The sequence below is a fragment of the Enterobacter cloacae complex sp. 6730903 genome, from assembly GCF_048283985.1.
In the GTDB taxonomy this organism is placed as follows: Bacteria; Pseudomonadota; Gammaproteobacteria; order Enterobacterales; family Enterobacteriaceae; genus Enterobacter; species Enterobacter hormaechei_C.
Genome location: NZ_JBLVXX010000044.1, coordinates 25371 through 44782, shown reverse-complemented (window position 1 = coordinate 44782; position 19412 = coordinate 25371). Strand labels below are relative to the sequence as shown.

Sequence of the window (19412 nt, the reverse complement as noted above, 5' to 3'; positions counted from 1 at the left end):
GCCGATGGTAGTGTGGGGTCTCCCCATGTGAGAGTAGGGAACTGCCAGGCATCAATTAAGAAGAACCCCGTACCGTAAGGTGCGGGGTTTTTTGCTTTGTACGTAGAAAACATGCCGGATGGCGGCTTCCCCTTATCCGGCCTACAATTGTTAAAACAATTTTAACAATGGTGCCGCTTTGACTCGTCCCTTTGATTATCAACAAGATTTTGCCAATATTAATTTTCGCGAACATCCCGAATGGTATCAGGTTGGCCGGGGTGAGCAGGGCGTATTGATGGTCGAGCCTTATAAAAGCGAAATCCTGCCGCACTGGCGTTATAAAAATGCTGAAGTCGCAGCGCGTTCGGCAGAAGAGATCTACGCCCTTTTTGAAGAATACCGCAGGAAAAACGATTTTGTCGGCATGGATATGGCGCGTAAATTCATACAGATGGGATACACCCGTGCCCGGCGATACGCCAATCATAAAGGCGGTAAAAAGTATGATGAGAAGCGCCAGGTCAAACCCCTCGATCACGATCCAGTAAAAGCAGAAGCCGCTGCGGTGTTCAAAACGTGGTGGGATAAAATTCGTGCTGATGAAGATTATTTGCAGCGAAAAAAGGCTCACCAGCAAGCGTGGGGATAATTACTACGTCCGCTAATAATTCGATACCTGATCGAGTTCACAAAATCCAATGAAACATATTGTAAACATTTTATTTACCTAACGATTCGTTTTAAATCCGGTTTTACTGTTTGTGGGCAATGGCCCGCAATGTGAGACAGGGGATTTTAAAATGACAGAAACCGTAGCCAGTGCAGATACGGATAACACAAGTTTAGCAGGCAAGGATACTCGCCGTCGGGTTTGGGCAATCGTTGGAGCTTCATCGGGGAACCTTGTAGAGTGGTTTGATTTTTACGTCTATTCATTTTGTTCACTCTACTTTGCACATATCTTCTTCCCGTCAGGGAACACCACAACGCAGCTTCTGCAAACCGCAGGCGTTTTTGCCGCCGGGTTCCTGATGCGTCCCATTGGCGGATGGCTGTTCGGCAGGATCGCGGACAGGAAAGGGCGCAAGACATCCATGCTCATCTCCGTGTGCATGATGTGCGTCGGCTCGCTGGTGATTGCCTGCCTTCCCGGATATGACACTATCGGAACATGGGCACCGGCGTTGTTGCTGCTGGCACGCCTGTTCCAGGGGCTGTCAGTGGGTGGCGAATATGGCACCAGCGCGACATACATGAGCGAAGTAGCTGTTGAAGGGCGCAAAGGTTTCTATGCATCATTCCAGTATGTAACCCTCATTGGCGGTCAGCTGCTGGCGTTACTGGTTGTGGTGATCCTTCAACAAATCCTTAGCGATGAAGATTTACGCGCCTGGGGCTGGCGCATCCCGTTTGCCCTGGGGGCTGCCCTGGCGGTTGTGGCGCTGTGGTTACGCCGTCAGCTTGATGAAACCTCCCAGCAGGAGGTCAGGGCGCTGAAAGAAGCCGGTTCGATGAAAGGGCTGTGGCGAAACCGCAAAGCGTTTTTGATGGTATTAGGCTTTACCGCCGCAGGCTCGCTAAGCTTCTATACCTTCACCACCTATATGCAAAAATATCTGGTCAACACCACGGGCATGCATGCTAACGTTGCGAGTGTCGTCATGACGGTGGCGTTACTGGTCTTTATGCTCATCCAGCCGATTGTTGGCGCGCTGTCGGACAAAATAGGTCGCCGCACCTCCATGCTGATCTTTGGTGGCATGCTCACCCTGGGGACTGTTCCGCTTTTGACGGCGCTACAGCATACAACCTCTCCGTATGCCGCTTTCGCTTTGATTATGGTGGCACTTATTATTATTAGTTTTTACACGGCAATCAGTGGCATTTTGAAAGCAGAAATGTTTCCCGCACAGGTGAGGGCGCTGGGCGTAGGCCTCTCTTATGCGGTCGCTAACGCCCTGTTCGGCGGTTCGGCAGAGTATGTCGCGCTATCCCTTAAGTCATGGGGCAGTGAATCGACCTTTTTCTGGTATGTCACCATCATGGGGGCGCTGGCGTTTATTGTCTCCCTGATGCTGCATCGTAAAGGAAAAGGGATCCGCCTTTAATAATGCGCCATCTGCCAGACGGCGTAGCCGGTTGTTGCCCCGGCTACGTCCCAGGCAAAATCTTTCCAGCTCCAGCCGCTTCCCGAGGGGCGGCTATCCCAAAGTTCTTTTGATGCCCCCAGGCTGATGGAGAACATCAGCCCCATTGTGGCACTTCGATCCCGGCTATAACCCTGGTGCAGCGCATATTCATTACCCGCAGCGGACAACATTGCAGACGCCAGAAAGTGTTGAGCTTTATCCTGACCCGACCAGTTATCATTAGCCATATGGCTGCAACCGGTCAGGAAAAGAGGGATTATCAGGAAAGGCGTACGCATTAACAGACTCCATAAAAAAGCCCCGTCGATGACAGGGCTCGTGTATTACAGAATGCGGCTGATGAGGCGGTCGATACGGATCCGACGTAGACGGCGAATCAGCTTGCGAACTTTCACCGGATAATCAGCGATGCTTTGCAGATCGCGATAATGACGAACCACTGTAGTATGCGTGCGTATAAGCTCCAGCTCACGATCGCGTTTCGCGGCTAACGCATGCTGAGGATCGTGAATAAGGATGGCGTTTTCCAGATCCAGACGCCAGGCGCGTGGGTTCAGGTTATTACCGGTCAGCAGCATCCACTCATCATCCACCCACATCCCTTTAAGGTGATAGCTGTTGTCTTCATCTTTCCAGAGACGCACAACCAGCTGGTCTGTGTTCACATAGTACTGTAAACGGCTCAGGAAGCGACGCAGGTTAATCTCATAGAGATAAGGCAGTGCGCCGATGATCTTGAAAGGCTGATCTTCCGGAATGAAAAAGTCATTTGCCGTTTTATCCCCAACAATGATTTCCACCTTTTTACCATCACGCAGCAGCTGAATGATATTACGCACCAGAACGGCGGGAAGGTTAAAGTACGGGGTGCAGATGGTAAGCTTATGCTCAGCGCACGGCATCAAATGAAAGATAGTCTTGTTCAGCAGGCTGGATTTTCCCAGACCTACCAGAGGCGTAACGGACAGTTCTTCATTACTGGCATCACCCTGAAAACGATAAACCGCATCGCGCAGTTCCTGGCGGAAGGAGCGAACGTCATTTTTGATTTCCGGGCTTTTCGGGCGATGAGGATCGTCAAGACGGTGCACACCCCGACCATGAACCAGGTTTTTATCAACCCAGTTGAACATGATGTCAGCCATCTGCGGATTGCGGATCAGATGGTAGCGATCGTAGCGGTATTTATCGAGCTGATGGAGATACACATCATTCAGGCTGGCGCCGCTATAAAGGACGCTGTCATCAATGATAAATCCTTTAAAATGAAGAACGCCAAGCGCTTCACGGGTATTCACCGGTACGCCATACACCGGGATATCAATACCCGGATTTTCCTGGGCCGTGCGGCAATACCAGTCAGCATTGGTATTCGAGGCAGCCGCACCAATACGGCCACGCTGAGCGCGGTGCCAGTCAACCAGCACGCGAACATCCAGTTCCGGACGCTGACGTTTCGCTTCATAGAGCGCGTTCAGGATCGCACGCCCACCTTCATCTTGTTCAAGATAGAGCGCCACAATGCAAATACGTCGCGTAGCGCTGGCAATCTTTTCAAGAAGCGTCTCCCGGAAATGAGCGGGAGCATAAAAGAACTCTACATCATCAACTGACTGAGAAATCTTCGGTAGTTGAGCAAGGTGTTGTTGATGTTTATTACGCTTAAATTTTGACAACATCACAGTGCGTTTCTTCTCTGTTCATTGAAGGGTTGTCTGTACCAGGCAAACAACATAAGCGGACAATGATACCCCAGTGCCGGTAAAAGTGGGTAACATTTCCAGCAGCTTACTCTTGTTTATCCGTCGAAGTCAGGCTGAGGGACAGAGAGACAATGCCTTCATCCAGCTGGATATCAACGTCAAAACCGAGCTTCCGCGCCAGGGTCACCATACCCCGATTGTTTGGCATAGTAATGCCATTCAGGCGTGACAATCCGTGATCGCGCGTATAACCAATAAGTTTTTCGAGCAGCCGTCTGCCCAACCCCAAACCCTTAAGATCGGAACGCACCAGTACGGCAAACTCGGCATCCACGTTATCCGGGTCGGAAATGGCACGCGTCACGCCGAGGATCTCCTCTTCCGTTCCGGAACGGCGGACCGCCACAATCGCCATTTCTCGATCGTAGTCGATCTGGGTCATATTGGCTAAATCGTCGTGGGTAAATTCATTGATTTCGCTGAAATAGCGATAGTACAAATCTTCCTGCGTCACCTGCGAGATGAACGCCCGCAGCAGCGGCTCGTCTTCCGGCAGGATAGGGCGAAACAGCGCCCGCTCCCCATTTTTCATCTCCACCCACTCTTCCAGATGAAGAGGATAAGGACGAATGGCGAGACGGCTTTCCGGATCACCGTTATAGGGCGCAATATCCAGCGTCACGTCCAGCGCGGTAAATTCATTTCCGGAGGCAAGAAGGGGGTGGATATCCAGGCGCTGGATCTCCGCACAGTCGACAATGAGGTTGGAGACCTTCACCAGAAACTGGCTTAATCCGGCGATATCAAGCGGCCGCAGAGCGCTTCTCCCGCGGATTTTTTTGCTTTTTATGGCCTGAATAATTAAATAACGCGCCAGGTTCATGTTTAGAGGAGGAAGCGCGACAACCGCCTGCTCTTCTGGCCGCCACTCAACGCCGCCTTCACCCAGCATAATGAGCGGACCAAAAACCGGATCGTGTTCGACAACCACGCGCAGCTCCTGCGCACCCGCACGGTTGGCCATGCTCTGCACCAGCAGGCCGTGGATCCTGGCCTGTGGCCACGTCATTTTTACGCGATCGATAATGGCATCCGCGGCCTGTTGCACTTCTGTCGCGGTGCGCAGATACAGCATGACGCCCTGTACATCCGATTTGTGCGGAATATCGGGAGAGCGCAGCTTCAGCGCGACCGGATAACCAATCTGCTCAGCGATATGTACCGCCTCAGCGCTGTCGCCGGCAATCCAGGTGGGCAGGGTTTGCATCCCATAGCTGCCAAGAATGGGTTGCACCTCATGTGTGTCAAGGGAAGTGGCGCCCTCTTCGATGGCCTGCTGCAAAAGCCTGTGCACATCCACCGAATTTGCGGTGAGATTGCCCGGCAGGGCAGGCGTTTCACGCAGCTGCTTCTGGTTGCGGCGGTATTCAACCATATGCATAAACGCGGTAATGGTGCCCTCCGGGGTACGGTAGGTTGGCAACCCGGCTTCACTAAACAGACGCCGTGCCTCCTGGGAGGAGAACTCGCCGCACCAGTTGGTCAGCAGGGTAACGTATTTGCCGCGGGGATGGTTTCGGACTGCCTCAATCAGCGCTCGCGCACTTTCGCTGCCTGGCGCAACCGCGCTGGGCGAATGGATAATCATCAGCGCATCAAAGTCCTGGCTATCCAGCAAAATCGTGATCGCCTTAATGTAACGATCGCTGCTGGCATCATCGCGCAAATCGAGGGGATTATCGGGAACAACGCTTCCCGGTAACGCGTCCCGCAGGCGCTGGAGCGTCTCTTCACCCAGCGTGGCCAGCTTTCCGTTGCGTAGCCAGAGCTCGTCCAGCGCCAGGGCGGCGGGAGCGGCACCGTTGCTGACAATCATCAGCTTTTCACCGCGCAGGGGGCGCATGTGGCTTAACGTTTCGACGGCGGAAAAAAGTTCGTGCGTATCCTGTACCCGCAGCAGACCGGCGCGCTGGATCGCTGCATCCCATGCGGGATCCATCCCGGAACGGGAATGTAGCAGGCGCTGAGCCGCGGGGCTGCGCCCGCTTTTGATGACCAGTATCGGTTTATTACGCGATGCGCTACGCGACGCCGACACAAAACGACGGGCGTCGCTCAGGTGTTCAAGGTAGAGCAGGATAGCGCTGGTTTTGCTGTCACGCGCCAGGAAATCCAGCAGCTCATCGACGTCAATGTCCAGGCTGTCGCCCAAAGCGATGAAATAGGAAAAACCCATCTCACGCTGCTGCGCCCAGTCGAGGATAGTATTGGATACCGCAGCTGACTGCGAAATAAAGGCCAGTTTGCCTTTACGGATCGGAACCGGGGAAAAACTGGCATTCAGTCCTTGCCAGGGCGCAAGCAGGCCGAGGCTGTTTGGACCAAGAATGCGCATCTGGTAGCGGCTGGCGCAGGCCAGCAGTTCGGGCTGCTGTTCAGGAGGCGAGGAAAGAATAATGCAGGTTTTACAGCCTTTCTTACCGAGCGACTCAAGCAGTTCGAGGTTTCGTTTCGCATGCGTACAGAGCACGGCGAGGTCGGGAACGAAAGGCAGACTGTGCACATCCGGCCACGCCAGCACCCCCTGTACCGCCTTATAAGCGGGCGTAACGGGCATGACCGGGCCGTTAAACCCGCCAGCCAGCAGGTTACGCATCATCAGATACCCTGCGCGGTCCGGTTTCATCGAGGCGCCAATAACAGCAATGGATTTCGGACGGAGTAGCGCTTCTAACCCTCTCTGGCTCATACAGGCCTCCTGTGAATGCAAGCGACCTGATGATTTTAAACGCTTTCTGCCTCAGATGCTGTGACGCTACCCTTATGAACGGTTTTTCCCGCAAGATAACGTTCGCGGAAGCAGGAGAAGTGGGAGCCCAGCGCGCCAGCCGCCTGGGTATCACCCGCCAGATCCAGTAGCGCAATAGCGACTTCAGCGGTGCAATATTGACCGTCGGCATGCGCTTCACGTAAGCGATAGGCCGAAACGCGCGACAGATCGACGGAAATCACCGGCAGCGCATCAAGATAAGGGCTTTTGCGAAACATCTTTCTCGCTTCGGTCCAGGTGCCGTCGAGCATAATAAACAGCGGCGGCTTACCAGATGGTGGCGCCGTAAGCACCTGACGTTGTTCGCCTGCATATGATGCCGGGAAAACGACCATGGGCTGATAGTCCGGGCTTGCCACCAGGTCGAGCAGAGCCTGAGGTGGCTCAGTGCGCGACCACTGAAACGCTGCGGTGTTGGGCAGAATATCGGCGATCAAACGCCCCGTGTTGCTGGGCTTCATCGGTTCGGTATCGAACATGACCAGACAAAAGCGGCTTTTCGCCTCGCTCGGTGCAAGCGTTTCGCACAGACACACTTTTAGCGGTAAAAGGCAGCGCTGGCAGCGGCGAATACGATTGCCTCGGGCCAGAAAAGGGCGGGTGGCGCGCGCAAGGCGCTCGGCGCGTAATTGAAGTACAGCGTTATCAGTCATGGGCGAAAAGGCAGGAAAAACCCCATTTTCGCAGAGGAGAGAACGGGGCACAAGCTATGCCCCGCGAATGTTACAGGGATTCGTTTAACCAGCTGTCGAAAGGCGCCTTCGGTACTGCACCATTGAGCATGTCGATCACTTCACCGTTTTTGAAAATCATAATGGTTGGAATGCTGCGAATGCGAAAACGGGCGCTGAGTTCACGTTCCGCTTCGGTATTCACTTTGACAAAACGCATTTTCCCGCTGCGCTCTTCAGCCACGTCTTCGAAGATGGGCGCAAAGTTACGGCAGGGGCCGCACCACGGTGCCCAAAAATCGACCACAACAGGCAGATCGTCCTTGAGGAGTTTGTCCAGCGTAGCACCCGTCGCGTTAATGACATCGCCATCAAATAATTCGTGGCCACAACGCCCGCATTTCGCACCGTCATCCATCCGATCGTCCGGAATGCGGTTTAAAGCCTGACAGTTGGCACATACGGTATTCATAACTAACCTCTGATAGAGCCGTGGAACAACGGCAGAACGCCGATAATGTTTCTGATATGTTACATATTATCAGTGAGCCTGTATGAAACGACAACGCGTTTTATTCAATGGGAACAATAGTCACAGGCTTTTGTACGAAATTATGGCTATGAGCTTGCACATCGGGTAATCTGCGCGCTTCGCGCAGCGCTGGTGGAGAAAAGCATGAACGACGAAATGAAAAACAAAAGCGGCAAGGTCAAAGTGATGTATGTCCGCAGTGATGATGACTCTGATAAACGCACCCAAAATCCGCGTACCGGAAAAGGTGGCGGGCGTCCGGCGTCTTCTCGTGCAGACGGTGGCCGTCGCCCCGCCCGCGATGACAGAAATAACCGCGGCGATGACCGCAAACGTGATGACCGTAAGCGTGACGATCGCAAACGCGATGATGTTGTCCGCGACGGTGGATCGCCATGGCGTACCGTTTCTCGCGCGCCGGGTGAAGAGGTAACTGAAAAGGCCGATCACGGCGGTATCAGCGGAAAAAGCTTTATCGATCCGGAAGTGCTGCGTCGTCAGCGTGCGGAAGAGACCCGTGTTTACGGTGAGAACGCCTGTCAGGCCCTGTTCCAGAGCCGCCCGGAGTGTATCGTTCGTGCATGGTTTATCCAGAGCGTGACCCCGCGCTTTAAAGAAGCGCTGCGCTGGATGGCGGCGAACCGCAAAGCCTACCATGTTGTTGACGATGCCGAGCTGACAAAAGCGTCCGGTACAGAACACCACGGCGGCGTCTGCTTCCTGATCAAAAAACGTAACGGCACTACCGTGCAGCAGTGGGTTAGCCAGGCGGATGCCGATGACTGCGTGCTGGCGCTGGAAGATGTGGGTAACCCGCATAACCTGGGCGCTATGATGCGTAGCTGCGCGCACTTTGGCGTGAAAGGCGTTCTGTTGCAGGATGCCGCGCTGCTGGAATCCGGTGCGGCGATTCGTACCGCGGAAGGCGGCGCAGAGCACGTTCAGCCGATCACCGGCGACAGCGTGCTGGAAGCCCTGGAGCAATTCCGTAAAGCGGGCTACACCATTGTCACCACCTCAAGCCGTGCCGCTACGCCGCTGTTTAAAGCGACGCTGCCGCGCAAAATGGTGCTGGTGTTAGGTCAGGAGCGTGACGGTCTGTCTGATGCGGCACTCTCCAGCGCTGACCTGAGCGTCTCTATCGACGGCACTGGCAACGTTGAAAGCCTGAACGTATCCGTTGCGACCGGCGTGCTGCTGGCGGAATGGTGGCGTCAGAACAAGGCATAAGCCTTTTATGTGCCGGGCCTGACCCGGCACATTCAAACCCTACTCACTCTCTGCCGGTAACACAGGCATCCAGTCAATCGGCTTTTCGCCACGCTTTTCCAGCCACTCATTCGTCAGAACAAAATGATTACTGCCAAAGAAACCGCGATGCGCAGACAGCGGCGACGGGTGCGGTGCCTTCAGCACGTGGTGACGCTGACGATCGATAATCGCCCCTTTCTTTTGGGCATGCGAACCCCAGAGTAAAAACACGACGCCTTCACAATGCTCATTGATCAGGCTGATAACCTTATCGGTAAAGGTTTCCCATCCCAGACTGGCGTGGGAGTGTGCCTGACCCGCCCGGACAGTTAATACGGTATTCAGCAACAGCACGCCCTGGCGCGCCCAGCTTTCCAGATAACCGTGATTAGGGCGGGTGAAACCAGGAATCGTTCCTTCCAGCTCTTTATACATATTCAGCAGAGAAGGGGGGATGGCCACGCCCGGACGCACGGAAAATGCCAGTCCATGAGCCTGCCCGGGGCCGTGGTACGGATCCTGCCCCAGGATAACCACCTTTACATCACTCAGTTCGGTGTAGCGGAAGGCGTTAAACACATCTTTCTGCGGCGGATAAATTGTCTGGCCGGCCTGCCGTTCAGCCGCAACGGTACTGAGGGTGTTAATAAAATAGGGCTGCTGCTTCTCTTCTGCCAGCACGTCATGCCAGGTTAAAGGTGTTGTCATCTCGCTCTCCTGCGAATCTCATTCTGTGTCTAGCTTACCTGTTAAACACCAATGAGCAAAATTACCCGCGGAAAACCAGGCTAAGTGACTCAATTTATGTTGAAAACCAGGCAGGATAAGTCGAATTGGTAAACCTTTAAAATTGATCTAAAACAAAAAATACAGACCACACTCTTTGTGTGGTTGGTGGTTTTGTTGATTTAAATCAATAAATCACCCGGGTCTGAATGTTATATATACACACAACAAACAATGGTTTTACCAATTGGCCGCAAAAGGCCAGCATCAGTTAATGTAGCCTAAGGGAGGCAACACATGATTACAGGTATCCAGATTACTAAAGCTGCAAATGACGATCTGCTGAACTCTTTCTGGCTGCTGGACAGCGAGAAAAACGAAGCGCGCTGTGTAGTAGCGAAAGCAGGTTTTGCGGAAGACGAAATTGTTCCGGTGAGCAAACTGGGCGAAATTGAATACCGTGAAATCCCAATGCAAGTGCAGCCAGAAGTTCGCGTGGAAGGTGGTCAGCACCTGAACGTTAACGTCCTGCGTCGCGAAACGCTGATGGATGCCGTTGAGCACCCGGAAAAATACCCGCAGCTGACCATCCGTGTGTCTGGCTATGCGGTGCGTTTCAACTCGCTGACTCCGGAACAGCAGCGCGATGTTATCGCGCGTACCTTTACTGAAAGCCTGTAAGGTTTCAGCTTCGGGGGTGGAATAAAAAAGCCGGGAATGTCCCGGCTTTTTTTTACTCTTCCGTTTTTGTCTCTGACGCAGCAGAGCTTGGCTTACGGCGCTTACCAATATTTTTGGTATCGCGGTGGCGCTGTTTAACGCGCGGCTTCTCTTTTTCTTTCTCTTTTCTCTCAGCACGTTTCGCGAGCGCTTTCTTGGACGGTTTACCCGTCATTTTTTCACTCGGCGCACGTGTGGTCGGACGAAGTCCGTCAATCACGCGAGCTTTCAGCGGCTCCTCAACGTAGCGGCCAATTTTCTGTAGCAGCAGATGGTCGTGCGCTTCTACCAGAGAGATAGCAATTCCTTTGCGGCCCGCACGGCCGGTACGACCAATACGGTGCAGGTAAGTATCACCGCTGCGCGGCATATCAAAGTTGATCACGTGGCTCACGTCCGGGATGTCGATCCCGCGCGCGGCAACGTCGGTGGCAACCAGCACATTCACGCGGCCATCGGTCAGGCGCTTGATCCCTTCGGTACGCTTAACCTGCGCCATTTCACCTTCGAGATAGCAGTTGTTGATACCGGCATTGCGCAGCATTTCTGCCAGCTCATGCACGCGCTCACGTTTGCGGACGAAGACGATGGTACGGGTTGCCTCTTCCTGCTTCAGCAGGTGTTTCAGCAACTCAACCTTATGCTCAAGGTTATCTGCGCGGTAGTACCACTGGTGGATCTTCTTACGCTCACGCGTCGATGGCGTAGCGGACACTTCCACCGGATCTTCCAGCAGACGTTCGGCGAAATCTTTAATAGCATCCCCTTCAAGGGTTGCCGAGAACAGCATTGTCTGGTTACGCCAGCGCGTTTCACCCGCGATGTGTTCGATATCCTGGGCAAAGCCCATGTCCAGCATACGGTCAGCTTCATCGAGAATCAGCGTTTCTACCGCGCGGCAGTCGAAGTTCTCTTCCTTTATGTATTGCAGCAGACGGCCCGTCGTCGCGACAACGATATCCTGGTTTTCGCTGAACACTTCGGCGTGGTTCATATACGCTACGCCGCCGGTGATGGTCGCGATATCCAGATGGGTGTTCGCCGCCAGCTCACGCGCATGTTCGGCAACCTGCATCGCCAGTTCACGGGTCGGGGTCAGGATCAAAATGCGCGGCGGGCCTGATTTTTTACGCGGAAAGTCGAGCAAATGCTGCAACACAGGCAGCAAGTAGGCTGCTGTCTTCCCCGTGCCGGTTGGCGCAGAACCGAGCACATCGCGGCCCTCAAGCGCAGGCGGAATGGCCGCGGCCTGAATGGCGGTCGGGCGTGTAAAGCCTTTGCTCTCAAGGGCATTGAGCAGGCTTTCATCGAGTTCAAGTTCGGAAAAAGTCGTTACAGTCATGTTCTACCTCTGTGTGGGGCGCTGATTATAGACGTTACGGCTGTAATCTTCATCTGTTTGTATGGATATCGCTTTTCGACCACTTCGCTTTCCCCTATGCTACTCCAGTTTCACTCAGAAGGTTGCCCTGACATGTCTCAACTCAAAGCGCAGTTGCGCCGCGATGGTTTTACGTTTAAACAGTTTTTTGTGGCGCACGATCGTTGTGCGATGAAAGTCGGTACAGACGGTATTTTACTGGGTGCATGGGCGCCTGTCGCAGGTGTAAAACGCATTCTGGATATTGGTACGGGCAGCGGACTTCTGGCGCTGATGCTGGCGCAGCGAACGGAAGAACACGTCACGATCGACGCCGTTGAGCTTGATCCTCAGGCGGCCCGGCAGGCAAGTGAAAACGCTGCCGACTCCCCGTGGGCAGAACGCATCAGGGTAGAATGCGCCGATGTCCTGACCTGGGCGCCGGAGCAGACCGCGCGTTACGATTTGATTGTCAGCAATCCGCCGTATTTCACGCCAGGCGTGGAATGTGGAACGCCGGAACGCGAGCAGGCACGTTACACCGGCTCGCTCGATCACAAGGCGCTACTGACCAGTGCGGCGGAACTCATCTCGGAAGAGGGTTTTTTCTGCGTGGTCTTGCCTGAAAGCACGGGTAACACCTTCATTGAGATCGCACGGGAGATCGGCTGGAATCTGCGCCTTCGTACCGATATTTCGGATACGGAGGGACGCTTACCGCACCGCGTGTTGCTGGCGCTCTCGCCGAAAGAGGGGGAGTGCTTTATCGACAGGATGGTCATTCGTGGGCCAGACCAGCGTTATTCCGAAGATTACACTGCCCTGACCCAGGCCTTTTATCTGTTTATGTGAACCTGCGGCGTTAACACCGACGGGCCGGACGTTTCAAGCGGTTCGGGATAGTCCAGCGTATAATGCAGGCCACGGCTCTCTTTGCGCATCATCGCACAGCGCACAATCAGCTCGGCAACCTGCACAAGGTTGCGCAGCTCCAGCAGATTATTGGAAACGCGGAAGTTGGCGTAATATTCATCAATTTCCTGCTGTAACATCATGATGCGGCGTAACGCGCGTTCCAGACGCTTCGTTGTGCGTACAATCCCGACATAATCCCACATGAAAAGCCGTAGCTCGTGCCAGTTATGCTGGATAACCACCAGTTCGTCCGGGTTTTCCACCCGACTTTCATCCCATGCCGGCAGGTGTGTTGTCGGACGTGCATAGGGCATGCGTTTGGTAATATCTTCCGCCGCCGACCACCCATACACCAGACACTCCAGCAGCGAGTTTGAGGCCATGCGATTCGCACCATGCAGGCCGGTGTAGCTGACCTCGCCGATCGCATACAAACCATCCACATCGGTACGACCATGATCGTCAACCATCACCCCGCCACAGGTATAGTGTGCGGCAGGTACAATCGGCACCGGATCGCGGGTTAAATCAATACCCAGACTCAGCAGCTTTTCATAAATCATCGGGAAGTGCTGGCGAATAAAGTTTTCCGGTTTATGGCTAATGTCCAGATACATACAGTCCACGCCAAGCCGCTTCATCTCGTGGTCAATGGCGCGGGCCACGATATCCCGCGGGGCAAGTTCACCTCGGGGGTCGAAGTCCGGCATAAACCTGGAACCGTCCGGACGCTTCAGATACGCGCCTTCGCCGCGCAACGCTTCAGTTAACAGGAAGTTACGCGCCTGCGGGTGGAACAGGGCGGTAGGATGGAACTGGTTAAACTCCAGATTCGCCACGCGGCAGCCTGCGCGCCAGGCCATGGCGATACCGTCTCCGGAGGCGATATCCGGGTTAGTCGTGTACTGGTAAACCTTGGAGGCGCCGCCGGTCGCCAGCACAACGGCTTTTGCCTGGCAGGTTTCCACCTTCTCTTTATTCCGATTCCACACCCATGCGCCGACAACACGGCGCGTGCCGGGCAGGCCAATTTTATCGGAAATAATCAGGTCGACGGCGTTGCTGCGCTCCAGCACCCGAATATTGGGATGGCTGAGGGCTTTGCTGACCAGCGTGGTTTCAACCGCTTTTCCGGTTGCATCAGCAGCGTGCAGAATACGGCGGTGGCTGTGCCCGCCTTCACGGGTCAGGTGATAGCTCTCTTCACCATTAGGCTGAACCTGCGTATCAAACAGCACGCCCTGATCGATAAGCCATTGCACGCAGTGGCGGGCATTGCTGGCGACAAACTCTGCGGCATGCTCATCCACGATCCCGGCGCCGGCAATCAGGGTGTCTTCTACGTGCGAGGCAATGCTGTCCGTTTCATCAAACACCGCGGCAATACCGCCTTGTGCATAGAAGGTGGAACCTTCGCTTATCGGCCCTTTACTCAGCACGATTACGTTCTGATGTTCCGCCAGGCGCAGTGCGAGGGAGAGGCCGGCAGCACCGCTGCCGATGATCAGTACATCACAATGAAGTTCAGGCGTCGTGTTCATGATGTTTGTTTAATTTACTAAACATGGTGTGGGGAGAATAGCATTGCGATGCGAGATATCGCACGTTTTTTTTGATGTGTGTTGCAATGACTAAACGAAAGGCCGGAAGTTAAATCTGCGCTAAATGGCCGGAAATATTTTGCGAAGCAGATCGTTAGCTTCAGTTTTTGTGGTGAAATAAAGCCTGTGTTGCGTTACTCTTCTGACGATAAAGTTGATGATTCTTGTCAGAAAGCGGGTGCGTATCGTGAACAGACTTATAATGAGAGAAAATGAACGGTCTGCGGCGCGATGAACAAAAACAAAGGCGTTACGGAACTTATTGAAGAACAGACACTCTAATTCGGTGCTTGCTCAAAGTGCAATGTTGTTAGAGTGGCGTTTCGATAACGCGTGGAATTTGGTTTGGGGAGACATTACCTCGGATGAGCGAGCAGTTAACGGACCAGGTCCTGGTTGAACGGGTCCAGAAGGGAGATCAGAAAGCTTTTAACCTACTGGTGGTGCGCTACCAGCATAAGGTAGCGAGTCTGGTTTCCCGCTATGTACCGTCAGGCGATGTTCCTGATGTGGTGCAAGAGTCTTTTATTAAGGCCTATCGTGCGCTGGATTCATTCCGGGGGGATAGTGCTTTTTATACCTGGCTGTATCGTATTGCAGTCAATACGGCTAAGAATTATTTGGTTGCTCAGGGCCGTCGTCCGCCTTCAAGTGATGTTGACGCTATCGACGCAGAAAACTTCGAAAGTGGCGGCGCGCTGAAAGAAATTTCGAACCCTGAGAACTTAATGTTGTCAGAAGAACTGAGACAAATCGTTTTTCGCACGATCGAGTCGCTCCCGGAAGATTTACGCATGGCAATTACGTTACGGGAGCTGGATGGCCTAAGCTATGAAGAGATAGCCGCCATCATGGATTGTCCGGTCGGCACGGTTCGTTCACGAATTTTCCGTGCGCGAGAAGCCATTGATAATAAAGTTCAACCGCTTATCAGGCGTTGACGATAGCGGGATACTGGAAAAGGTATTAGGCATGCAGAAAGAAAAACTTTCCGCTTTAATGGATGGTGAAACGCTGGATAATGAGCTGCTCGATGAGTTGTCTCATTCTCCCGAAATGCAACAGACCTGGGAGAGCTATCATCTTATCCGCGACACGCTGCGCGGTGATACCAGTGAAGTTCTCCATTTCGATATCTCAGCACGCGTTATGGCGGCCATTGAGAACGAACCTGTTCATCAGACCACGCCGCTGATTCCTGAAGCGCAGCCTGCACCTCACCAGTGGCAGAAAATGCCGTTCTGGCACAAGGTGCGTCCATGGGCCAGCCAGCTCACCCAGATGGGGGTCGCAGCGTGCGTATCGCTTGCAGTTATCGTTGGGGTCCAGCACTATAACACTCAGTCTGAAGCCAATCAGCAGCCTGAAGCGCCAGTGTTCAATACGCTGCCGATGATGGGTAAAGCCAGCCCGGTTAGCCTGGGCGTACCGGCAGATGCCTCCGCAAGCGGCGGACAGCAACAGCAGGTACAGGAGCAGCGTCGTCGCATTAATGCGATGTTGCAGGATTACGAGTTGCAGCGTCGTCTGCACTCCGAGCAGCTTCAGTTTGAGCAGGCCCAAACCCAGCAGGCTGCTGTGCAGGTGCCAGGAAACCAAACTTTAGGAACGCAATCGCAGTAATGAAGCAACTTTGGTTCGCCATGTCCTTGATGGCGGGTAGCCTGTTCTTCTCTGCTAACGCCTCGGCTGATGTTTCATCCGGGGCGTTGTTGCAGCAAATGAATCTGGCCAGCCAGTCACTCAATTACGAGTTGGCATTTATCAGCATCAATAAGCAGGGTGTCGAATCGTTACGCTATCGCCACGCCCGCCTTGATAATCAGCCGCTCGCCCAGCTTTTACAGATGGATGGCCCGCGTCGGGAAGTGGTCCAGCGTGGGAACGAAATCAGCTATTTCGAGCCAGGCCTTGAGCCGTTTACGCTCAATGGTGACTACATCGTTGATTCCCTGCCGTCGCTCATTTACACCGATTTTAAACGTCTCGCCCCCTACTATGATTTTATCTCGGTGGGGCGAACGCGTATTGCCGACAGGCTGTGCGAAGTGATACGCGTTGTCGCGCGGGATGGGACACGTTACAGCTATATCGTCTGGATTGACGCAGAGACGAAGCTGCCGATGCGCGTTGATCTGCTCGATCGCGACGGTGAAACGCTGGAGCAGTTCCGCGTGATCTCCTTCGATGTGAACAGTCAGGTAGGCAACAGCATGCAGAATCTGGCCAAAGCCAGCCTGCCGCCTTTGCTTTCCGTGCCTGCCGGCGACTCTGTCAATTTTAACTGGGTACCATCCTGGATCCCGCAAGGGTTCAGCGAAGTTTCCAGCAGCCGTCGCCAGCTGCCGACCATCGAAACGCCGGTTGAGTCGCGACTCTATTCCGATGGGCTGTTTAGCTTCTCGGTGAATATTAATCGCGCTACGGCGAACAGTTCCGAACAGATGCTCCGTACCGGTCGCCGGACGGTTAGCACGACGGTGCGCGATAATGCGGAAATTACCATCGTCGGTGAATTACCGCCGCCAACGGCAAAACGTATTTCAGACAGCATTAAATTCAGGGCTGCGCAATGATTAAAGAGTGGGCCACGGTCGTATCCTGGCAGGATGGCGTAGCGCTTGTCAGCTGTGACGTTAAAGCATCATGCAGCAGCTGCGCTTCGCGAGCCGGTTGCGGCAGCCGCGTGTTGAATAAGCTGGGGCCGCAAACGTCGCACACTATTGCTGTGCCAAGCGATCAGCCGCTGGTGGCAGGGCAAAAAGTGGAGCTGGGCATCGCTGAAGGTAGCCTGCTCACTTCCGCCATGCTGGTTTACCTTTCTCCGCTGGCAGGTCTGTTCGTGATGGGCGGGGTTTTCCAGATGCTGTTCGGCACAGATTTGGCCGCCATGTGCGGGGCCGCGTTGGGCGGCGTGGGCGGGTTCTGGCTTGCTAAAGGCGTTTCCCCAAGGCTTGCCGCCCGGGAAGCGTGGCAACCCGTCATCCTCAACGTTGCACTGGCACCCGACCAACTTCGTGTTGAGATGCTCTCTTCTGAGGCCCGGTGATCTGCCGGGCTTTATTATTATTTACATCGCAATAAAGAAAACGCCGTCTCTTCGCGCTATACCTGGCTCTAAGTGCATTTCCAGCTGACGAGGATGTAGTGTAGAATGCTGCGTTTTCGCACTGAAAAACGTCAGGCTAAGAACAGCGGCCTCCAGGAATTCGTAAGGCATAATTATTTAACTATATGAAGAACATACGTAACTTTTCGATCATTGCTCACATCGATAATTGATACCCCGCCAGCCTCCGCAAACCTCCGACAAAAACGCTTCAAGATCCCCATCAAATCAGCCTTTCCAAAAATTATACTGTTTGCATGTACAGTCAACCTACGACATCATAAGTCATGGTTTTTGTGTCCACCAGTGCGTCCATATTCTATGATGGACACATAACCTCCCGTTCTGATGGACACACGCAGGGACAAATCATGGCTATTTCAGATAGTTATCTAAAGTCGTGCCTTGGGCGCGAACGAGACAAAGTTGAAGAAAAGGCAGACCGTGATGGGCTGTGGGTACGCATCTCCAAAAAGGGGGCCGTTACTTTTTTCTACCGATTCCGCTTCCTGGGCAAACAGGACAAGATGACGATCGGCAGCTATCCGGAGTTCGGATTAAAAGCCGCGCGCGATGAAGTCGCTAAGTGGGCCGCTATTCTTGCCCGTGGCGAAAACCCACGGATCAGGCAAAGCCTCGACAAAGCCAAAATTAACAGCCAGTACACCTTCGAAGAGCTGTTTCGCGAATGGCATTCAATGGTGTGCGTTCAGAAAGAAACGGCAGGGCAGATTTTACGTACATTCGAATTGCACGTTTTCCCCAAGCTCGGTAAATACCCTGCGCATCAGCTCACGCTGCATAACTGGCTCACTGTGCTGGACCGATTGGCCCAGGGTTACAGCGAGATCACCCGCCGCGTAATCAGCAACGGCCGACAGTGTTATTCCTGGGCGGTAAAACGGCAACTGCTTGAGGTCAACCCACTATCGGAGATGTCTGGCCGTGATTTCGGTATCCAGAAACAAATGGGCGAGCGAACCTTAGACCGTAAAGAACTGGCGATTGTCTGGCGAGCAATTGAGGATTCCCGCCTCATTGAGCGAAACAAGATCCTCTATAAATTGTCACTGATATGGGCGTGCAGGGTCGGCGAACTCCGGCAGGCAGAAGTCGCACATTTTGATTTTGAAGAAGGGATCTGGACTGTTCCATGGGAAAACCACAAGACAGGACGGAAGACAAAGAAACCAATAATTCGACCTATCATCCCGGAAATGCTCCCGCTGATAAAACGGGCCATTGAGCTGGCGCCAGGACGCTTTGTTTTTTCAAAATACGAAGACAAACCGATGAGCGAAGGCTTTCACATGAGCATCAGCAGCAACCTGGTTAAGTTCATGCTGAAGGCTTATAACGAGCAGGTGCCACACTTTACTATTCATGATCTGCGCAGGACTGCGCGAACGAATTTCTCAGAGCTAACCGAGCCGCATATCGCTGAGATAATGCTCGGGCACAAATTGCCTGGGGTGTGGTCGGTGTACGACAAGCACACCTATGTTGAGGAAATGAGAGTGGCATATGGTAAGTGGTGGGCCCGACTTATGAGCATCGTCGAGCCCGACATTCTGGAGTTCACGCCGCGTCAGGTCGGGTGAGACGGCCTTTATCATCACGGGTTAGATTCAGGTGCGACATCGGCTTACGGGTTGATCGTGACATCTCTTTAATCTGCCAGGCGGTGACTTTAGTTCTTAGCCATTTATTGGGTCCACCCATGTAAGCGCAATCGGGCTCAGGAAAAGGGTTCTCGTTTGGGGCTCTTTTCCTGTAGCGTTCGAGCGTACGTGAGGAGATACACAGCTGCCCGCAGATGTCTTTAGTGCTCATCAGCTCAAATTTATTCGTTGCTTTGCTCA

19 protein-coding genes are annotated in these 19412 nt (G+C 53.6%); 10 read left to right on the top strand and 9 right to left on the bottom strand.

The features are described 5' to 3' along the window. The first annotated feature begins 178 nt into the window (after positions 1–178). Together ACNQ0W_RS19925 and ACNQ0W_RS19920 are read left to right on the top strand one after the other, a co-directional pair. Entirely contained in the window at positions 179–631 is a 453-nt protein-coding gene (locus tag ACNQ0W_RS19925; protein WP_039270055.1) for a DUF4385 domain-containing protein, read from the top strand. A gap of 151 nt (positions 632–782) precedes the next feature. Then, a complete protein-coding gene (locus tag ACNQ0W_RS19920; RefSeq protein WP_017383558.1) occupies positions 783–2090 on the top strand; it encodes an MFS family transporter in 1308 nt (435 codons plus the stop codon). Here ACNQ0W_RS19920 and ACNQ0W_RS19915 read toward each other — a convergent pair. The 5 genes from ACNQ0W_RS19915 to trxC all read right to left on the bottom strand — a co-directional run bounded on the left by ACNQ0W_RS19915 (position 2087) and on the right by trxC (position 7808). Next, the gene (locus tag ACNQ0W_RS19915) at positions 2087–2410 is read right to left on the bottom strand and encodes a YfiM family lipoprotein (RefSeq protein ID WP_003860739.1); all 324 of its coding nucleotides are present in this window, start codon (positions 2408–2410) and stop codon (positions 2087–2089) included. The genes ACNQ0W_RS19920 and ACNQ0W_RS19915 overlap by 4 nt on opposite strands. A gap of 45 nt (positions 2411–2455) precedes the next feature. Next, positions 2456–3811: a CDP-diacylglycerol--serine O-phosphatidyltransferase gene (pssA, locus tag ACNQ0W_RS19910; RefSeq protein ID WP_026094276.1), complete on the bottom strand. Its 1356-nt coding sequence runs from the start codon at positions 3809–3811 to the stop codon at positions 2456–2458. Positions 3812–3920: 109 nt separating this feature from the next. Beyond that, positions 3921–6584, bottom strand: a complete 2664-nt coding sequence (locus ACNQ0W_RS19905) for a bifunctional acetate--CoA ligase family protein/GNAT family N-acetyltransferase (RefSeq protein ID WP_062933320.1) — start codon at positions 6582–6584, stop codon at positions 3921–3923. Between the two features lie 35 nt (positions 6585–6619). Continuing rightward, positions 6620–7318, bottom strand: a complete 699-nt coding sequence (gene tapT, locus ACNQ0W_RS19900; RefSeq protein ID WP_062933319.1) for a tRNA-uridine aminocarboxypropyltransferase — start codon at positions 7316–7318, stop codon at positions 6620–6622. Positions 7319–7388: 70 nt separating this feature from the next. Further along, on the bottom strand, positions 7389–7808 hold the full coding sequence (gene trxC / locus ACNQ0W_RS19895; RefSeq protein WP_003860733.1) for a thioredoxin TrxC: 420 nt from the start codon (positions 7806–7808) through the stop codon (positions 7389–7391). 204 nt (positions 7809–8012) lie between these two features. Here trxC and ACNQ0W_RS19890 point away from each other — a divergent pair, with 204 nt between their 5' ends. Next, positions 8013–9098 carry a tRNA/rRNA methyltransferase gene (locus tag ACNQ0W_RS19890; protein ID WP_045344820.1) on the top strand — a complete coding sequence of 362 codons (1086 nt, stop codon included), beginning with the start codon at positions 8013–8015 and terminating at the stop codon, positions 9096–9098. 39 nt (positions 9099–9137) lie between these two features. Here the strand turns inward: ACNQ0W_RS19890 and ung are convergent, their stop codons facing one another. Next, positions 9138–9827 (bottom strand): uracil-DNA glycosylase, encoded by a 690-nt coding sequence (ung, locus tag ACNQ0W_RS19885; protein ID WP_062933318.1) that lies wholly within the window; start codon positions 9825–9827, stop codon positions 9138–9140. A gap of 315 nt (positions 9828–10142) precedes the next feature. Here ung and grcA point away from each other — a divergent pair, with 315 nt between their 5' ends. Then, entirely contained in the window at positions 10143–10526 is a 384-nt protein-coding gene (gene grcA, locus ACNQ0W_RS19880) for an autonomous glycyl radical cofactor GrcA (RefSeq protein ID WP_003860727.1), read from the top strand. 52 nt (positions 10527–10578) lie between these two features. Here grcA and srmB read toward each other — a convergent pair whose 3' ends face one another. Then, positions 10579–11907: an ATP-dependent RNA helicase SrmB gene (srmB, locus tag ACNQ0W_RS19875; RefSeq protein ID WP_003860725.1), complete on the bottom strand. Its 1329-nt coding sequence runs from the start codon at positions 11905–11907 to the stop codon at positions 10579–10581. A gap of 132 nt (positions 11908–12039) precedes the next feature. On the opposite strand from srmB, the gene trmN reads away from it, so the two are divergent. Then, a complete protein-coding gene (gene trmN, locus ACNQ0W_RS19870; RefSeq protein WP_062933317.1) occupies positions 12040–12777 on the top strand; it encodes a tRNA(1)(Val) (adenine(37)-N(6))-methyltransferase TrmN in 738 nt (245 codons plus the stop codon). On the opposite strand, the gene nadB is transcribed toward trmN, so the two are convergent. After that, positions 12762–14381 carry an L-aspartate oxidase gene (gene nadB, locus ACNQ0W_RS19865; RefSeq protein ID WP_062933316.1) on the bottom strand — a complete coding sequence of 540 codons (1620 nt, stop codon included), beginning with the start codon at positions 14379–14381 and terminating at the stop codon, positions 12762–12764. The genes trmN and nadB overlap by 16 nt on opposite strands. Positions 14382–14806: 425 nt before the next feature. Between nadB and rpoE the strand changes: the two genes are divergently transcribed. From rpoE to ACNQ0W_RS19840, 5 genes are all read left to right on the top strand, one after another. Continuing rightward, positions 14807–15382, top strand: a complete 576-nt coding sequence (rpoE, locus tag ACNQ0W_RS19860) for an RNA polymerase sigma factor RpoE (RefSeq protein ID WP_006176728.1) — start codon at positions 14807–14809, stop codon at positions 15380–15382. Between the two features lie 31 nt (positions 15383–15413). Then, positions 15414–16064, top strand: coding sequence for an anti-sigma-E factor RseA (gene rseA, locus ACNQ0W_RS19855; protein WP_003860719.1), 651 nt, complete (start codon positions 15414–15416; stop codon positions 16062–16064). After that, entirely contained in the window at positions 16064–17017 is a 954-nt protein-coding gene (gene rseB, locus ACNQ0W_RS19850) for a sigma-E factor regulatory protein RseB (RefSeq protein ID WP_003860717.1), read from the top strand. The genes rseA and rseB overlap by 1 nt, the downstream gene beginning before the upstream one ends. Continuing rightward, positions 17014–17490: a SoxR-reducing system protein RseC gene (gene rseC, locus ACNQ0W_RS19845; RefSeq protein WP_062933315.1), complete on the top strand. Its 477-nt coding sequence runs from the start codon at positions 17014–17016 to the stop codon at positions 17488–17490. The genes rseB and rseC overlap by 4 nt, the downstream gene beginning before the upstream one ends. A 431-nt stretch (positions 17491–17921) precedes the next feature. Further along, complete coding sequence (locus tag ACNQ0W_RS19840; protein WP_048981735.1) at positions 17922–19151, top strand: tyrosine-type recombinase/integrase; 1230 nt, start codon at positions 17922–17924, stop codon at positions 19149–19151. Here ACNQ0W_RS19840 and xis read toward each other — a convergent pair. Then, positions 19129–19383, bottom strand: a complete 255-nt coding sequence (gene xis, locus ACNQ0W_RS19835) for an excisionase Xis (RefSeq protein ID WP_229692509.1) — start codon at positions 19381–19383, stop codon at positions 19129–19131. The genes ACNQ0W_RS19840 and xis overlap by 23 nt on opposite strands. Between the last annotated feature and the right edge of the window lie 29 nt (positions 19384–19412).

Excerpts from the sequence above, each read along its gene's own strand:
- ACNQ0W_RS19920 (WP_017383558.1), top strand. The coding sequence starts at position 783 with ATGACAGAAACCGTAGCCAGTGCAGATACGGATAACACAAGTTTAGCA.
- ACNQ0W_RS19915 (WP_003860739.1), bottom strand. The coding sequence starts at position 2,410 with ATGCGTACGCCTTTCCTGATAATCCCTCTTTTCCTGACCGGTTGCAGC.
- pssA (WP_026094276.1), bottom strand. The coding sequence starts at position 3,811 with ATGTTGTCAAAATTTAAGCGTAATAAACATCAACAACACCTTGCTCAA.
- ACNQ0W_RS19905 (WP_062933320.1), bottom strand. The coding sequence starts at position 6,584 with ATGAGCCAGAGAGGGTTAGAAGCGCTACTCCGTCCGAAATCCATTGCT.
- tapT (WP_062933319.1), bottom strand. The coding sequence starts at position 7,318 with ATGACTGATAACGCTGTACTTCAATTACGCGCCGAGCGCCTTGCGCGC.
- trxC (WP_003860733.1), bottom strand. The coding sequence starts at position 7,808 with ATGAATACCGTATGTGCCAACTGTCAGGCTTTAAACCGCATTCCGGAC.
- ACNQ0W_RS19890 (WP_045344820.1), top strand. The coding sequence starts at position 8,013 with ATGAACGACGAAATGAAAAACAAAAGCGGCAAGGTCAAAGTGATGTAT.
- ung (WP_062933318.1), bottom strand. The coding sequence starts at position 9,827 with ATGACAACACCTTTAACCTGGCATGACGTGCTGGCAGAAGAGAAGCAG.
- grcA (WP_003860727.1), top strand. The coding sequence starts at position 10,143 with ATGATTACAGGTATCCAGATTACTAAAGCTGCAAATGACGATCTGCTG.
- srmB (WP_003860725.1), bottom strand. The coding sequence starts at position 11,907 with ATGACTGTAACGACTTTTTCCGAACTTGAACTCGATGAAAGCCTGCTC.
- trmN (WP_062933317.1), top strand. The coding sequence starts at position 12,040 with ATGTCTCAACTCAAAGCGCAGTTGCGCCGCGATGGTTTTACGTTTAAA.
- nadB (WP_062933316.1), bottom strand. The coding sequence starts at position 14,381 with ATGAACACGACGCCTGAACTTCATTGTGATGTACTGATCATCGGCAGC.
- rpoE (WP_006176728.1), top strand. The coding sequence starts at position 14,807 with ATGAGCGAGCAGTTAACGGACCAGGTCCTGGTTGAACGGGTCCAGAAG.
- rseA (WP_003860719.1), top strand. The coding sequence starts at position 15,414 with ATGCAGAAAGAAAAACTTTCCGCTTTAATGGATGGTGAAACGCTGGAT.
- rseB (WP_003860717.1), top strand. The coding sequence starts at position 16,064 with ATGAAGCAACTTTGGTTCGCCATGTCCTTGATGGCGGGTAGCCTGTTC.
- rseC (WP_062933315.1), top strand. The coding sequence starts at position 17,014 with ATGATTAAAGAGTGGGCCACGGTCGTATCCTGGCAGGATGGCGTAGCG.
- ACNQ0W_RS19840 (WP_048981735.1), top strand. The coding sequence starts at position 17,922 with ATGGCTATTTCAGATAGTTATCTAAAGTCGTGCCTTGGGCGCGAACGA.
- xis (WP_229692509.1), bottom strand. The coding sequence starts at position 19,383 with ATGAGCACTAAAGACATCTGCGGGCAGCTGTGTATCTCCTCACGTACG.